Raw genomic sequence first — 14,590 nt, forward strand, 5'->3', positions numbered from 1 at the left:
ATTGTGTAGGAACTCTTATTAGATCAAAAGTTTCCATCGCTTGCATCTTTTTTTTAGCGATTCAAAAATGAGAGGATCACTCAGAGCTTCGCTGCCTCAAAAGAAAAGAGATAAAGGGGCTAAGGGGTAAAAGTCCTGGTACAACGAACAGGTAGTTCGCTGAACTTATCGTTGATGTTGATGCTGTTACCCGACGGGAAGATCACGCCCCTCGCGATGGTGAGGTCGAGCTGCGACGAACTCCAGTAGAACGCGGTTGAAAACCCGCCAAAGTTACAAGGGATTGCAAGGTTGGAGCACAACGCGCTATGGACTGCAGACAGTTCGTTTCTTGCCGGAAGATACCAGTCTGCACTGATGTCTCGGCAGCGTTGGGCCGCGCACTCAGAAGGGCTGCCAGTACAAGCTACATCAGCGACAATGGCATCGGTATTGGCAACCCCATCATCCAGGCTTGTTGCGCCAGCTATAATTGTATAAAAACTCGTCCATCGGCTATCAAAACCTTGAGCGACATCAATAACGACTTTGCCGCTGCCTCCGCTTTCCTCAAATACCAATCCTCCTAAATGAAAAAAGGCAATCAAAGTTTGCGGGCTGTTGGCTGTGTTACTGCCGCTGACGGTAATCGTACAGGGCGCGTAAGGGGTGTTGGAAGTCAATTCCAGCGTGCAGGTGGCTCCAGGTGCCACACTGGCGCAATTGCTGTCGTCAACGGACAGGTTGGGACAGGCTGCCATATTGCTGACCGTAATCGCATTGGCATTGACGGCACTGCCGGCATCATTGGTGATTTCTAAAGAAAGCCCCGCTCCGGATACGGTAACGACCCGCTCTTGCTGTATGGGGTTGGTGATGCTTATCTGCGGCTGACTGGTGACGGTCACATCGACATTCACCGTATTGGTATTGCCCCCTGCGATGGGAATGGTGGTTGGTCCCTCTGCTGCCGAAGCGGTGAAGGTAATCGTACAGCTTGCTCCAATCGCAAGACTGGCACCACAAGTCGTACTCTGTACGCTGATGTTGCTGCCTCCAGGAATGGTCGCGGCGATATTTTCTGCTGCAACCGGAGAACCTGCGCTATTGGTCACGGTGACAAGGCCTGTTGAATTTTCAGCAAACAGTAATGTGGTTGGATTGACACTGATGGTGGCCATCGGTACGGGCGTAACCGTCACTGCAACATGGGCGGTATTGGTGTTGCTGCCGTGAATGCCAATGAGAGTGGGTCCCTCTGCTGCTACAGCGGTGAAGGTCATGGTACAGCTTGCCCCAATGGCAAGGCTGGCACCGCAGGTGGTGCTTTGTAGGCTGATGTTGCTGTTGGCCGGAATGGCGGCGGTGAGATTATATGCCGGTTGTGGTGAGGACACGTTGTTCGTTATCGTGACTACTCCATTCATTCCAGCGACAAAGTTTAAAGCAGAAGGATTCACATTGATTGTGGCGCCAGCCGCGGGGCCGCGCGTAATATTTAAGCTGTTGGCAGGACTTGGCTGATAACATTGGTTTGGATTGGGACTGCCATCGGAATTGGCCTGACACACTACAGGGCCGCCATGCACCCCGTTTCTGGGTAGTCTACTTCCGTTAATGGCAAGATTTAACGTGCAGGTGCTGCCCGCTTGTCCTTTCGGGGCTAATTGACAGGGTGCGGTTTGAGAAATCCCTGCAATCGGCTGAATGACCAGCTTTTTAGGTTTGCCAGACTGGTTGTGCACCAGATACTGCATGATGGCGGTTCCATTTTCCGGTACGGTCTGGGTGGGATTGTTTCCTGTTGCTGGCTGGATAATCCACAGAGGGCTTGCCGCTTGTGCTGCGGTCCACATCAGCCAGGATAACAAGCCAAACAGTATCCTGTTCCTCAACGTATTTTGGGTCGTTCTGCGCATGGTTTTATCCTTAAGCCACATAAGTCAGGTTAAATAACACCCCATTGGTGTAGAGGTGATTTTGATATTGAAAAAACAGTGCAAATTATGATACGTTGCTGATGTTTTAAAAGCAAAAAATTTCTTCAATTTTATTTCTTAAAATTATCTCAAACAATACGCGACAGCAACGAGTTAAGCACATAAAAAATTATCTCAAATTTTCCACTACTAAAATTGATATCTATGCTCGGAAATGGCTCTGGTGTATGATGCTTCTATTTATTTTCATTACGGAGTGTTTCTTAATGGAAGACTACAAGGCAAATCGAGTAATTAGAGCAAATCGAGGTAACGAAAAACAAGCCCAAAGCTGGCTAACTGAAGCGGCGCTACGTATGTTGTGCAACAACCTCGACCCAGATGTGGCAGAAGACCCTGATTCCCTAATTGTGTATGGCGGTTTGGGTAAAGCTGCTCGTAATTGGGAGTGTTTTAACAAAATTGTAGATGTTCTCAAAACATTAAACGAGCAACAAACCCTGTTAATTCAATCCGGTAAACCTGTTGGTGTTTTTACCACGCATGAAGATGCGCCTCGAGTTCTTATTGCCAATTCGAATTTAGTCCCGCGTTGGGCTACTTGGGAGCATTTTAATGAATTGGATAAGAAAGGTTTGATGATGTATGGACAGATGACTGCAGGAAGCTGGATTTATATTGGTTCACAAGGCATTGTACAAGGAACTTATGAAACTTTTGTTGCAGCTGCCCGCAAACACTATGCAGGAAGCTTAGAAGGACGTTGGATTTTAACTGGTGGTTTAGGAGGAATGGGGGGAGCACAAACTTTAGCTGGTACCATGGCAGGAGCTAGTGTGTTGGCTGTTGAATGTGATATATCACGAATAGAAAAGCGTATTAAAACAAAATACTTAGATCGATATACATCGGACTTGGATGAGGCTTTGGCATGGATTAATGAATCATGTCAAAAGAAAAGTCCGTTATCTGTTGCTGTTTTAGGAAATGCTGCAGAAATCTTTCCGCAGTTGGTTCAGCGAGGAGCTTCTCCTGCATTAGTTACTGACCAAACGAGTGCTCATGATCCCTTAAATGGATATCTTCCTGCTGGATGGACTTTAGAACAGGCAGCAAAATTGCGTAAAACTGCGCCGGAAGAGGTGGTTACTGCAGCAAAAGAGTCTATGGCCGTACAGGTTCATTCGATGCTTGAATTCCAAAAAAGAGGCATTCCCGTTTTTGATTATGGAAATAATATAAGACAAATGGCTTTTGAAGCGGGAGAAAAAAATGCTTTTGAATTTGAAGGTTTTGTTCCTGCTTACATCCGGCCTTTATTTTGTGAAGGAATAGGACCTTTTAGATGGGTTGCTTTATCAGGAGATCCTGAAGATATTTATGCTACTGATGAAATGGTTAAAAAATTAATTCCAGACAATAAGCATCTGCATAATTGGTTGGATATGGCGAAGAAAAAAATTGCGTTCCAAGGATTACCTGCGCGTATATGTTGGGTTGGGTTAAAAGATCGCGCTCGTTTAGCATTAGCCTTTAATGAAATGGTTCGTAAGGGTGATGTTAAAGCACCCATTGTGATTGGACGGGATCATTTAGACTCTGGTTCAGTAGCAAGCCCTAATCGTGAAACTGAAGGGATGATTGATGGTAGCGATGCAGTATCTGATTGGCCTTTACTCAACGCCTTACTAAATTGTGCGAGTGGTGCAACTTGGGTTAGCATCCATCATGGTGGTGGAGTAGGTATGGGATTTTCACAACATGCTGGAGTTGTGATTGTTGCGGATGGCACAGATAAAGCTGCGGAACGTTTGGCAAGAGTGCTCCATAATGATCCGGCTACCGGGGTCATGCGTCACGCGGATGCAGGGTATGAACTTGCAAAAAAATGTGCTAAAGAAAACTCACTTTGGCTGCCTATGGAATCTTAGATCAACCTTTGTTCGGGTTTTTATCCAACAAACTTTTGGTTCTAGTTGTGATCTCACGTTGGGTCAAAAAGACACAACCATATTTAAGGAGGTAAGTTAATGCAAGAATCTTTTATTCTTCAACCTGGCGAGTTGAACTTGCAGTCAATCAAATACATTTTAAATCAGCAATTGCATTGTGTTCTTGCTAAAGAGGCATTTGAGCGGATTCATGCATCGCACCAAACAGTTAAAAAGGTAATTCTTGATAAGAAAACAGTATATGGAATTAATACAGGTTTTGGTTCATTGGCGAATCAGAGGATCTCGGAGGAAAACCTGAAACAGTTACAGCGGAATATAGTCCTTTCCCACGCTTGCGGAACAGGTGAGCTGTTGTCTGATGAAGTTGTTGCTTTAATCTTACTGCTTAAGATAAACAATTTGGCTCAAGGGTATTCTGGAGTTCGTCTGGAACTGATTGAAGCATTAATCTCTTTATTCAATCATAAAGTTTACCCTTGCATTCCAGCTAAAGGCTCGGTAGGTGCTTCTGGAGATTTAGCCCCGTTAGCTCATATGTCTTTACCTTTATTAGGGGTTGGTGACGTTCGTTATCAAGGAAAAGTAATTAGTGCGATTGAGGGATTGAAAATCGCGGGTTTAAAACCAATTGAATTGGAAGCGAAGGAAGGACTTGCTCTTTTAAATGGACTCCAAGCTTCTACAGCTATAGCATTAAATGCTTTATTTGTTACAGAAACTTTGTTTGAAACCGCACTGGTTGCTGGTGCTTTATCGGTGGATGCGGCAAATGGCAGTGATGTACCATTTGATGAACGAATTCAAAAAGTACGAGGCCATGAGGCACAGCAAAATGTAGCAACATGCTATAGAGAATTATTAGCTGGAAGTGAGATCCGCGAGGCACATCGTCATTGCGCACGAGTCCAGGATCCTTACTCATTAAGATGCCAGCCCCAAATTATGGGTGCAATATTGCATCAAATTCGGTTCGTAAGAAAGACTTTAGACGTTGAAATCAATGCTGTTTCTGATAATCCACTTGTTTTTAATGAACAAGAGCAAATTATTTCGGGAGGCAATTTCCATGGGGAGATTGTTGCGATGGCGGCGGATAATCTTGCTTTGGCTGTAGCTGAGATAGGTGCAGGTGCTGAACGACGCATCGCACTGCTCATTGATAAAAACTTTAGTGGTTTACCTGCTTTTCTCACTAAAGAAAGCGGCTTAAATTCAGGATTTATGATTGCTCATGTTACGGCAGCAGCTTGTGCCAGTGAGAATAAGGCTCTTGCTCACCCACATTCAGTAGATAGTCTTCCAACATCTGCAAATCAAGAAGATCATGTATCTATGGCAACCAGTGCTGCCCGACGGTTGCGCGAGATGAATGATAATACTGCAACTATTTTAGCTATTGAGTTATTAGCAGCTGCACAGGGAATTGAATTTTATAAACCACTAAAATCATCAACATTATTAGAAAAATTTCATCAACGTATACGTTCTAATGTAGCAGCTTACGATACGGATCGATTTTTTGCACCTGATATTGCCATAATCAAGCAAAAAATATTCGATGAGGAATTTGCCACGCCATTTTTCCACGTGTGGAATAAAAATTAGGGATGAATGTGAGTATAGAAATTTATACCGATGGGGCATGTAAAGGGAATCCAGGACCTGGAGGCTGGGGAGTATTGCTTCGTTATAAAGGAAAGGAAAAAACTTTATACGGAGGTGAGGGGCATACTACGAACAATCGTATGGAACTCATGGCCGCGATTAAAGGTCTGGAAGCCTTAAAACGTCCTTGTACCGTTGATTTATATACTGATTCTCAGTATTTGAGACAAGGTATGACGGAATGGTTGGCTAACTGGAAATCAAACGGTTGGCGTAATTCCAAAAAGGAGCCTGTGAAGAATGCAGATCTTTGGAAGTTATTAGATGAATTGGCTTCGTGCCACAAAATCAAGTGGCACTGGGTAAAAGGACATTCAGGTCATGTGGAAAATGATTTGGTTGATTCTTTGGCTAACCGAGCAATTGAAGAGTTAAGTGAGTAAATAATGCGCCAGATTGTTTTAGATACAGAAACTACGGGTATAGGGCATGAGTATGGTCATCGTGTGATTGAAATAGGTTGTGTCGAATTAATAGATAGAAAATTAACCGGCAAACATTTCCATGTCTATCTCAATCCAGAGCGCCCGGTTGATGAGGGTGCTTTTCGCGTCCATGGTATTAGTGATGAATTTTTGCAGGATAAACCTTTATTTGCAGAAAAGGCGGATGAATTTTGGCAGTTTATTATTGGCGCTGAATTGATAATTCATAATGCTCCCTTCGATGTTGGATTTCTCAATTCTGAGCTGAGGCTGATTAAATGGAATAAGAAGTTAGAAGACTTTTGTCCTATTATTGATACACTCGTTTTGGCACGTGAAAAATATCCTGGGCAACGAAATAGTTTGGATGCTTTATGTAAACGTTATGCCATCGATCATTTTAATCGTGAACTCCATGGCGCTTTGCTTGATGCCGAGATCCTTGCTTATGTTTATTTGGCAATGACTGGTGGTCAAACCAGCTTGTTTGCAGAGGTTGAAGAAACATCAAGTCAGGCTAAAGTCAAAACGCAAGAAATTGCAGCACTCCATTTGGCAAATCCTGTTGTTTTATTAGCAGATAATGCAGAACTGGAATTGCATCAATCATTTGTTGATTTGTTGCACAAAAAGTCAGGTATTAATCACTGGAGCGATAACTGATATTTGGACGCATTATATCCTGTTTTCGAGCCGTATTTCCTATACATTACTCATAATGTTCGTTGAGTGATATAAAAGGCATTTCCATGCCTTTTATATTGAACTTAGTGGATTTAACTAGCTTTTGGGAACTAAGTATTTTATTGCAAAATCTTTACCAATACACTCACCAAGCGCCTTTCCCCATACTCCTGCATTATCGTTAGTAATTTTTTCAGGAATACTCGCATAAATATCTTGCTGACATTTACTGACACTATCTGGGATTTTGGCTACACATTGCTCAAAAGTCATTTTTATTTCATCAAGTCGTTTTTTTAATTGAGGGTCATTCTGAAATCCTTTACAAATGAGATCAGGTAATAAAGGTGTAACTGATTTTAACCAGCTCTCTTTCGATATGCTATCAGTAGCGCTGTCAGTAGAACTCCCAGTAGAACTGCTCGTAGAACTATCAGCCTTGTCTTCTGCATTTGAAGTGAACGAAATAAACATACATCCTAGTGTAATACAAAAAGCAGTAAACATTTGTTTAGTCATGATTGAAATACCTTTTAATATTCTTCACTTAATAGTAGAACAAATATCACTTCTTTGCTTGGAAATAATTTGAATTGATCAAAAAATGAACTAGAATTAGGATGAAGATGGATAAATTGTTAGGAATTATTATGGAAAAGCAAAGTTCTATTTTATTATCATTAGCATATTTTTTATTCATTGCCTTATTCGGTTTTCTTTTATATTCTTCCACCGCTTCAGCAAATACCTTTGTTTTTAATCCCAATACCCTTACATGGAAGGCTATTGATTCGAATGGTAAAGTGGTTCGTACCGGCAAAGGATCTGGTGGTAAAAAATATTGTAAGGACATACATAGAGGATGTAAAACACCGAGCGGAGTTTTTACAATTTGGAGTAAAGGTGGTCCTGGGTGTGTTTCCAGTCGTTACCCAGTGGGTAAGGGTGGTTCACCTATGCCCTATTGCATGTTTTTCTCAAAATATTATGCAATTCATGGTTCTTATGATGTACCCAATTACAATGCGAGCCATGGCTGTGTGCGAGTACATCCTGGTGATGCCAGATGGTTAAGTAAGAATTTTATTCATATAGGAACTAAGGTAATTATTAAACCTTATTGATTGAACAAGGCAAGGTGTAGCAAGGTGAAATTTATTTTCTGCCTCTACACCTTGATGATTTATTTTAATAATCATCTTCATCATCAATACTAAATGATGAGCCACAGCCACAAGTTGTTTTTGCATTGGGATTACGTATCACAAATTGTTCGCCCTGTATGCCTTGGACATAATCAATTTCAGCTTGATGCAAGTATTGATAACTCATTGAATCAATAAGAAGCTTTACGGAGGAGACGCCATCTGAACATTGCTGAATAACTACCGTATCATCCTCATTGACTTCTTCATCAAAACTGAATCCATACTGAAATCCAGAGCAACCTCCGCCTGTAATTGAGACCCGTAGATTCAAATTTGAATTATCTTCTTCTTTTATTAGCTCAGCCACTTTGTCTGCCGCACTAACAGTAAAGTGGATGTCGCTGGTGCTGGTAGCAGGGGATATATCAATAGCAGCCATTTTAACTCCCGTTTTATAATACAAGTATAATGTATTTATCTAATAATTTGTTCAATAGTAGCACCACCTAGGCACTGGTTTTTATCATAAAAAACCACATATTGTCCTGGTGTAACTGCTCTTTGTGGATTTGAAAACATCACATAATGCTGATTTTCATTCTGAGGTGATATCATACAGCCTTGTTCTGCCTGCCTGTATCTTGTCTTAGCGTAGCAGGTAAGCGGTAAATTATCTTTGCGATCAGCAAGCCAATGGATTGGACCGCAAATCAGGCCTTGTGCATAGAGCATTGGATGTTGACTGCCTTGGGCTACAAATAATGTATTGGTAGCTACTTCTTTATCGACTACATACCAAGGATCATCGGTTGAATCGTGTAAACCACCAATACCTAACCCTTGTCTTTGACCCAAAGTGTAAAACATTAATCCATCATGTTTACCCAGAACTTTACCATCGGTGCTCTTTATCTCGCCTGGTTGCGCCAAAATAAATTCTTGTAGAAAAGATTTAAAACGCTTTTCCCCAATAAAACAAATACCTGTCGAATCTTTCTTTGCTTGTGTCACCAAGCCAAGTTTCCTAGCAAACTCTCTAATTTCAGGTTTTGTATAATCGCCAACTGGAAACAGAGTTTTTGCCAGAGCTTTAGGATCTACAGCATGAAGAAAATAGGTTTGATCTTTATCACGATCTTTGGCTTTATATAAAAGTCCAATATCGCTTTCAATTTTATTTTTAGCGTAATGACCTGTAGCAATATAGTCAGCTCCAAGGTTCAACGCATGATTTAAAAAAGCATTAAATTTGATTTCCTTATTGCACAATACATCAGGATTCGGGGTTCTTCCTTTTTCATATTCACTTAAAAAATGGGTGAAAACCTTTTGCCAGTACTCTTCAGAAAAATTAACCGCATGGAGAGGAATATGTAATTGATTACATACGGCTTGAGCATCAGCAAGATCTTGAGCTGCAGGGCAGAATCCATCTTTATCATCCTGCTCCCAGTTTTTCATGAACAAGCCTTCTACTTGATAGCCTGCTTCTTGTAACAACCACGCTGCAACTGAGGAATCAACACCACCAGACATTCCAACTATAACTTTAGCTTTCATAAAATTAAGATACCGCTTAATATTCTATACTTTTCCAGAATTGTAGCCTGGGTGCTGCACCCAGGCTACAATTCTGGAAGTGACCTTTTACAAATATAACTCTTTAGGATACGACAATAATGCTCCACTTACAAGAAATGGTTAAACAAGGCCAACAAACTAAGACTGTGACACTCAGTGAGCGTTTACCTGATTTTATTACCTCTTCATGTCAGTTGGATATTACCTATCATGTTGAAGTTAAGGAAGATTTTTACCTGATTCATCTTCATGTTAAGGGTGTGTTGCCTATTCAATGTCAGCGTTGTCTAGACGAATTTAAATTTCCATATGATAATATAACAGTAGTTGCTGTATGTCGTAATGATGAGAGAGCAGAACAGTTATTGGAACATTACGAGTGTATTGTTTCTGAAAATTTTCTAGTGAGTTTGGAAGATATACTAATTGATGAGTTACATCTCTACGCGCCACAATTTCATCCGGAAATTAATGATTGCAGCAGTGAAATAAATCAAATTTTAGCGGGAAAAAAATGAATATTATTGAAATTTTATGTAATTAACACTAATATTCCCGCTTTATGAATGCAATTTGTTTAGGAGTAATACAATGGCCGTACAACAAAATAAAAAATCACGCTCACGTCGTGACATGCGTCGTTCGCATGATTCTTTGACCAAGCCAACACTTTCTGTTGATGCAACTACTGGTGAAACACATCGTCGTCATCATATGACAGAAGATGGTTATTATCGTGGTAGAAAGGTCATTGATACTGGTAACGTTTACGAAGACGAAAAAGAGTAATTTTCTTGAAAAATATCACCATTGCAATTGACGCGATGGGTGGGGATCATGGTTTAGGTGTTGTGATTCCTGCCTGTATTCGTGCGGCAAAGAATAACCCTGATTTGAAGCTTATTCTTGTTGGAGTTCACGACAAGATTCATGCATTTCTAAAAAAGCAGGGGATGACTTCTTCAAATCAATTTTCGATAGTACATGCTTCTGAAGTGGTGACTATGGATGAATTGCCTTCGCATGCTTTGCGAAATAAAAAAGATTCATCCATGCGTGTAGCCATTAATTTGGTGAAGGAGGGCATGGCTCAGGCCTGTGTTAGTGCCGGTAATACTGGTGCGCTAATGGCTACGGCACGTTATGTTTTAAAAACTTTACCAGGAATCGATAGACCTGCAATTGTTTCTGAACTGCCGACTATGCGCGGTAGAACATGGGTGATTGACTTAGGTGCTAATGTAGACTCTTGCGCGGAACATTTATTTCAATTCGCAGTTATGGGATCTGCATTAGTGCAAGCTGTAGCGAATAAATCCAAACCGAAAATCGCCTTGTTAAATATCGGCGTGGAAGAAATGAAGGGAAATGATCAAGTGAAGCGTACGGCACATATGCTTGCTGAATGTGACGTTATGAATTATGTAGGCTATGTTGAAGGTGATCATTTTTATACCGGAGAGGTAGACTTAGTAGTCTGTGATGGTTTTGTGGGTAATGTTGCCTTAAAAGCGAGTGAAGGCCTTGCAAAGCTTTTTGTGAATTTACTCATGGAGTCATTTAACAGGAATTGGTATACCAAACTTTCTGCTTTAATTGCTCGTCCGGCATTAAAGCATCTTAAAAACCGTTTTGATCCCTCTCGTTATAACGGTGCAAGTATGCTCGGTTTGAATGGCATAGTGGTGAAAAGCCATGGTGGTGCCAATGAGATTGGGTTTCAACATGCTATTGAACAAGCAGTTCTTGAAGTTAAAAATAATGTAGTTGATTTAGTGCGTGTTCAAATAAATGATTTTATAAATCAGGGATTGCTGTTATGAAAAATGCTGTAATACGTGGGACTGGAAGTTATATTCCTGAAAAGCAACTTACCAATCTTGAACTGGAGTCAATGCTGGATACCAGCGATGAGTGGATTGTTACTCGAACTGGCATTAGTAGTCGTAGTATTGCACAACCTTATGAAACCACCTCGTATATGGCATCCAAAGCTGCGGAACAGGCATTAAGTGCCTCAGGTTTGGAAGCTGATGAAATTGATTTGATATTGGTTGCTACGTGCACTCCAGATCATTTCTTTCCTGGAGTAGCTTGCTATGTTCAGCATGCTTTGAAAATTAAGCGACCTATACCTGCTTTTGATGTTGGCGCTGCATGCAGTGGCTTTGTTTATGTGATGGATATTGCAAAACAGTATATTGCAGCTGGTGCCGCAAAAAATATCCTAGTCATTGGTAGTGAAAGTATGTCCAGGGCTGTGGATTGGACAGATCGTTCAACCTGTGTTTTATTTGGTGATGGTGCCGGAGCAGTAGTTCTAAGTGCCAGTGACAGACAAGGTCTTATGGGTAGTGTGTTACATGCTTCTTATGATGCAGAAAAATTATTAAATCTTAGTAATGCAACATTTGATAATCAACGTGCTACGATTAGTATGCGTGGTAATGAGGTTTTTAAAATTGCTGTCAAGATTATGGGTGATGTTGTTGATGAAGTTTTAGAGGTGAGTCATTTAAAAAAATCGGATATTCAATGGCTAATTCCTCATCAAGCAAATATGCGTATCATTCAGGCTATTGCTAAAAAACTTGACCTTCCTATGTCACAAGTGATTGTTACTATCGGTAGCCAGGGTAATACTTCGGCTGCGTCTATTCCTTTAGCTCTAGACCATTCTATTCGAACCAATCAGATTAAGCGAGATGAGCTGTTATTGATTGAATCCTTTGGGGGTGGAATGACTTGGGGAGCTATGGTAATTCGTTATTAATAATTTATTGAGTTAACTTTTTTGAATTAATTTTTTAGTTCGGAGCTATTTTTGATATGGTAAAAACAGCATTTGTATTTCCCGGGCAAGGTTCGCAATCAGTAGGAATGTTGGCTGATTTTGAGTTGCAATATCCTATTGTTGTAAAGACTTTTGAAGAAGCATCAGAAGCAGTAGGTTATGATTTATGGAAACTTGTGCAACATGGTCCTGAAGAGAAACTAAATCAAACAGAGCATACTCAAGTCGCTATGCTTACTGCTGATGTCGCTGTATATAGAGTGTTGATGCAACATAATATTGCTCAGCCAATGATTATGGCTGGCCATAGCTTGGGCGAATATGCCGCATTGGTGTGTGCTAATGCATTGTCATTATTTGATGCCGCATGTTTGGTTGCCCGTAGAGGACAAGTAATGCAAAATGCAGTACCTTTGGGCTTGGGTTCTATGGCTGCAATTGTTGGTTTAACAGATGAGCAAGTAAAAACTTTATGTGATCAGGCCAGCGAAGCAAATGAAGTTGTGACTCCTGCAAACTATAATGCAATCGGACAGGTGGTTGTTGCAGGCCATACTCCAGCAGTCACACGAATATTAGGATTAGCTGAGGAAGCCGGGGCTCGTTTGGCTAAAGTGATTCCAGTCAGTGTTCCATGTCATTGTCCTTTATTGTCTGATGCTGCATCATCCTTTGCTGAATATCTAGCTAAAATTGAATTCAAAAACCCCAAAACTTATGTGGTGAGTAATGTTGATTTAAGTATTTATCATTCGCCGCAGCATATACGAGAAAAGTTAAAGGAGCAGTTATACAGTCCTGTTCGATGGGTTGAAACAATTCAACTTTTTAAAAATAATGGTATCGAGTTAATTCTTGAGTGTGGTCCAGGAAAAGTACTTGGCGGATTAGTTAAAAGAATAGACAGAAGCTTAAATACTATTAGTGTTTACGATACGATTAGCCTGGAACAGATTGAAGAACAATTTGCATAGTCTAGAGGTACATGAAGAAGCGAGTTTAGATGGTATGCTGGATGTAGAATGAGCTATGGCAGCCTAACTTGTGTTAGCGTGAAACCTGAAATTGTTTGCCAAGTGCAACCTACAAAAATAAACATTTTCTATCGAGGAAAATAAATGATGAGTCTAGAGGGAAAAATTGCCTTAGTCACAGGGGCAAGCCGAGGAATAGGACAGGCTATAGCCCTTAAATTAGCACAGCAAGGTGCTTTGGTATTTGGTACGGCAACTACTGAACAAGGTGCTCAATCAATTAATGCCTATTTTGAAAAAGAAAAATTATCAGGCAAGGGATTAGTTCTTGATGTTACAAACTCAGAGCAAATAGAAAATGTGATAAGCGAATTGGCTAAAGAAAACCAATCTCCTTCAATATTAGTAAATAATGCGGGGATAACATCAGATAATTTACTGCTGCGTATGGACGATGAAGAATGGTATAAGGTAATCGAAACGAATTTGAATTCAATATACAAAATGTCTAAAATTTGTATAAAACCCATGTTTAGAGCACGATGGGGACGAATTATTTCTATTGGGTCAGTGGTTGGTTCAAGCGGAAATTCAGGCCAAGTGAATTATACTGCAGCAAAAGCCGGTATTGTTGGTTTCAGTAAGTCTTTAGCTCAAGAAGTTGGAAGCAGGGGAATTACTGTGAATGTTGTCGCTCCCGGTTTTATTGATACAGACATGACAGCAGCTTTACCTGATATAGTAAAGGATGAAATGTTAAAAAGAATTCCTATGCGTAAGCTGGGAGAGCCTGGGGATATAGCTGAAGCTGTTGTTTTTTTAGCATCAGAAAGTGCTAAATATATCACAGGTGAAACAATTCATGTCAATGGCGGCATGTATATGGACTAAATGCACTTGCGTTATCTGTATAAATGAATAAACTATACCACTTCCATTTAACTTTGGTTGTTTTGGTTTTTTGAATTGCCTTTAAATTTAAGTGATTAGCTCATGGACTGTAAAAAGACCATTAAAAATGGAGCCTGGCTTGTTTGTTAATTGGTTAAAATTTAAAGAATAAATATGAGGCTTACTTTTCAAGCAATTAAAGTTAAGTGGAAGTAGTATGGTAATTAACCTAGAGTTTTTTAAATTTCTATCAACCGAAAGAGGAAAATCAAGTTATGAGTACAGTTGAAGAGCGTGTTCGCAAAATTGTTGTTGAACAATTAGGTGTTAAAGAAGAAGAGTTAAAGAATGATGCATCATTTGTTGATGACTTAGGTGCTGATTCTTTAGACACTGTGGAATTGGTTATGGCTCTTGAAGAAGAATTTGAAACAGAAATTCCTGATGAAAAAGCTGAAAAAATTACCACGATTCAAGAAGCAATTGATTATATTGAATCTAATTTAAATAAAGAAGAAGCGTAACGGTTTTCTTTTATCTCTTTCTCTCCTGCC

The 14,590-nt window shown here is 40.3% G+C and carries 16 protein-coding genes; 12 read left to right on the forward strand and 4 right to left on the reverse strand.

From position 1 onward, the window contains the following. Nucleotides 1-119: 119 nt before the first annotated feature. Nucleotides 120-1,898 carry an Lcl C-terminal domain-containing protein gene (locus Lani_RS20750; protein WP_019232147.1) on the reverse strand — a complete coding sequence of 593 codons (1,779 nt, stop codon included), beginning with the start codon at nucleotides 1,896-1,898 and terminating at the stop codon, nucleotides 120-122. Between the two features lie 287 nt (nucleotides 1,899-2,185). Here Lani_RS20750 and hutU point away from each other — a divergent pair, with 287 nt between their 5' ends. From hutU to dnaQ, 4 genes are all read left to right on the forward strand, one after another. Beyond that, nucleotides 2,186-3,850, forward strand: coding sequence for a urocanate hydratase (gene hutU / locus Lani_RS07285; RefSeq protein WP_019232148.1), 1,665 nt, complete (start codon nucleotides 2,186-2,188; stop codon nucleotides 3,848-3,850). 99 nt (nucleotides 3,851-3,949) lie between these two features. Next, nucleotides 3,950-5,479: a histidine ammonia-lyase gene (gene hutH, locus Lani_RS07290; protein WP_019232149.1), complete on the forward strand. Its 1,530-nt coding sequence runs from the start codon at nucleotides 3,950-3,952 to the stop codon at nucleotides 5,477-5,479. 8 nt (nucleotides 5,480-5,487) lie between these two features. Beyond that, the gene (gene rnhA / locus Lani_RS07295) at nucleotides 5,488-5,922 is read left to right on the forward strand and encodes a ribonuclease HI (RefSeq protein ID WP_040521933.1); all 435 of its coding nucleotides are present in this window, start codon (nucleotides 5,488-5,490) and stop codon (nucleotides 5,920-5,922) included. A gap of 3 nt (nucleotides 5,923-5,925) precedes the next feature. Next, the gene (gene dnaQ / locus Lani_RS07300) at nucleotides 5,926-6,627 is read left to right on the forward strand and encodes a DNA polymerase III subunit epsilon (RefSeq protein WP_019232151.1); all 702 of its coding nucleotides are present in this window, start codon (nucleotides 5,926-5,928) and stop codon (nucleotides 6,625-6,627) included. A 117-nt stretch (nucleotides 6,628-6,744) separates the two neighbouring features. On the opposite strand, the gene Lani_RS07305 is transcribed toward dnaQ, so the two are convergent. Continuing rightward, the gene (locus Lani_RS07305; RefSeq protein WP_019232152.1) at nucleotides 6,745-7,167 is read right to left on the reverse strand and encodes a hypothetical protein; all 423 of its coding nucleotides are present in this window, start codon (nucleotides 7,165-7,167) and stop codon (nucleotides 6,745-6,747) included. 131 nt (nucleotides 7,168-7,298) lie between these two features. On the opposite strand from Lani_RS07305, the gene Lani_RS07310 reads away from it, so the two are divergent. Then, on the forward strand, nucleotides 7,299-7,772 hold the full coding sequence (locus tag Lani_RS07310) for a L,D-transpeptidase (RefSeq protein WP_040521935.1): 474 nt from the start codon (nucleotides 7,299-7,301) through the stop codon (nucleotides 7,770-7,772). Nucleotides 7,773-7,836: 64 nt separating this feature from the next. On the opposite strand, the gene erpA is transcribed toward Lani_RS07310, so the two are convergent. Beyond that, nucleotides 7,837-8,235: an iron-sulfur cluster insertion protein ErpA gene (gene erpA, locus Lani_RS07315; protein WP_019232154.1), complete on the reverse strand. Its 399-nt coding sequence runs from the start codon at nucleotides 8,233-8,235 to the stop codon at nucleotides 7,837-7,839. Between the two features lie 35 nt (nucleotides 8,236-8,270). Beyond that, nucleotides 8,271-9,356: a tRNA 2-thiouridine(34) synthase MnmA gene (gene mnmA, locus Lani_RS07320; RefSeq protein ID WP_019232155.1), complete on the reverse strand. Its 1,086-nt coding sequence runs from the start codon at nucleotides 9,354-9,356 to the stop codon at nucleotides 8,271-8,273. 119 nt (nucleotides 9,357-9,475) lie between these two features. On the opposite strand from mnmA, the gene Lani_RS07325 reads away from it, so the two are divergent. From Lani_RS07325 to acpP, 7 genes are all read left to right on the forward strand, one after another. Beyond that, nucleotides 9,476-9,895, forward strand: coding sequence for a YceD family protein (locus tag Lani_RS07325; RefSeq protein WP_019232156.1), 420 nt, complete (start codon nucleotides 9,476-9,478; stop codon nucleotides 9,893-9,895). A 73-nt stretch (nucleotides 9,896-9,968) separates the two neighbouring features. Next, nucleotides 9,969-10,166, forward strand: coding sequence for a 50S ribosomal protein L32 (rpmF, locus tag Lani_RS07330; protein ID WP_019232157.1), 198 nt, complete (start codon nucleotides 9,969-9,971; stop codon nucleotides 10,164-10,166). 5 nt (nucleotides 10,167-10,171) lie between these two features. Next, a complete protein-coding gene (plsX, locus tag Lani_RS07335) occupies nucleotides 10,172-11,200 on the forward strand; it encodes a phosphate acyltransferase PlsX (RefSeq protein WP_019232158.1) in 1,029 nt (342 codons plus the stop codon). Continuing rightward, nucleotides 11,197-12,150, forward strand: coding sequence for a beta-ketoacyl-ACP synthase III (locus tag Lani_RS07340; protein WP_019232159.1), 954 nt, complete (start codon nucleotides 11,197-11,199; stop codon nucleotides 12,148-12,150). Before plsX ends, Lani_RS07340 begins: the two co-directional genes overlap by 4 nt. A gap of 56 nt (nucleotides 12,151-12,206) precedes the next feature. Next, nucleotides 12,207-13,145, forward strand: coding sequence for an ACP S-malonyltransferase (fabD, locus tag Lani_RS07345; RefSeq protein WP_019232160.1), 939 nt, complete (start codon nucleotides 12,207-12,209; stop codon nucleotides 13,143-13,145). A gap of 144 nt (nucleotides 13,146-13,289) precedes the next feature. Beyond that, entirely contained in the window at nucleotides 13,290-14,036 is a 747-nt protein-coding gene (fabG, locus tag Lani_RS07350; RefSeq protein ID WP_019232161.1) for a 3-oxoacyl-ACP reductase FabG, read from the forward strand. Nucleotides 14,037-14,311: 275 nt separating this feature from the next. Continuing rightward, the gene (acpP, locus tag Lani_RS07355; protein WP_003631752.1) at nucleotides 14,312-14,560 is read left to right on the forward strand and encodes an acyl carrier protein; all 249 of its coding nucleotides are present in this window, start codon (nucleotides 14,312-14,314) and stop codon (nucleotides 14,558-14,560) included. Nucleotides 14,561-14,590 lie beyond the last annotated feature (30 nt).

Source organism: Legionella anisa, assembly GCF_001467525.1.
GTDB lineage: Bacteria > Pseudomonadota > Gammaproteobacteria > Legionellales > Legionellaceae > Legionella > Legionella anisa.

What these genes read in the sequence shown, in the direction of transcription:
- fabG (WP_019232161.1), top strand. Translation starts at nt 13,290, where the DNA reads ATGATGAGTCTAGAGGGAAAAATTGCCTTAGTCACAGGGGCAAGCCGA.
- Lani_RS07305 (WP_019232152.1), bottom strand. Translation starts at nt 7,167, where the DNA reads ATGACTAAACAAATGTTTACTGCTTTTTGTATTACACTAGGATGTATG.
- erpA (WP_019232154.1), bottom strand. Translation starts at nt 8,235, where the DNA reads ATGGCTGCTATTGATATATCCCCTGCTACCAGCACCAGCGACATCCAC.
- rpmF (WP_019232157.1), top strand. Translation starts at nt 9,969, where the DNA reads ATGGCCGTACAACAAAATAAAAAATCACGCTCACGTCGTGACATGCGT.
- Lani_RS20750 (WP_019232147.1), bottom strand. Translation starts at nt 1,898, where the DNA reads ATGCGCAGAACGACCCAAAATACGTTGAGGAACAGGATACTGTTTGGC.
- dnaQ (WP_019232151.1), top strand. Translation starts at nt 5,926, where the DNA reads ATGCGCCAGATTGTTTTAGATACAGAAACTACGGGTATAGGGCATGAG.
- Lani_RS07325 (WP_019232156.1), top strand. Translation starts at nt 9,476, where the DNA reads ATGCTCCACTTACAAGAAATGGTTAAACAAGGCCAACAAACTAAGACT.
- fabD (WP_019232160.1), top strand. Translation starts at nt 12,207, where the DNA reads ATGGTAAAAACAGCATTTGTATTTCCCGGGCAAGGTTCGCAATCAGTA.
- hutH (WP_019232149.1), top strand. Translation starts at nt 3,950, where the DNA reads ATGCAAGAATCTTTTATTCTTCAACCTGGCGAGTTGAACTTGCAGTCA.
- hutU (WP_019232148.1), top strand. Translation starts at nt 2,186, where the DNA reads ATGGAAGACTACAAGGCAAATCGAGTAATTAGAGCAAATCGAGGTAAC.
- mnmA (WP_019232155.1), bottom strand. Translation starts at nt 9,356, where the DNA reads ATGAAAGCTAAAGTTATAGTTGGAATGTCTGGTGGTGTTGATTCCTCA.
- Lani_RS07310 (WP_040521935.1), top strand. Translation starts at nt 7,299, where the DNA reads ATGGAAAAGCAAAGTTCTATTTTATTATCATTAGCATATTTTTTATTC.
- Lani_RS07340 (WP_019232159.1), top strand. Translation starts at nt 11,197, where the DNA reads ATGAAAAATGCTGTAATACGTGGGACTGGAAGTTATATTCCTGAAAAG.
- acpP (WP_003631752.1), top strand. Translation starts at nt 14,312, where the DNA reads ATGAGTACAGTTGAAGAGCGTGTTCGCAAAATTGTTGTTGAACAATTA.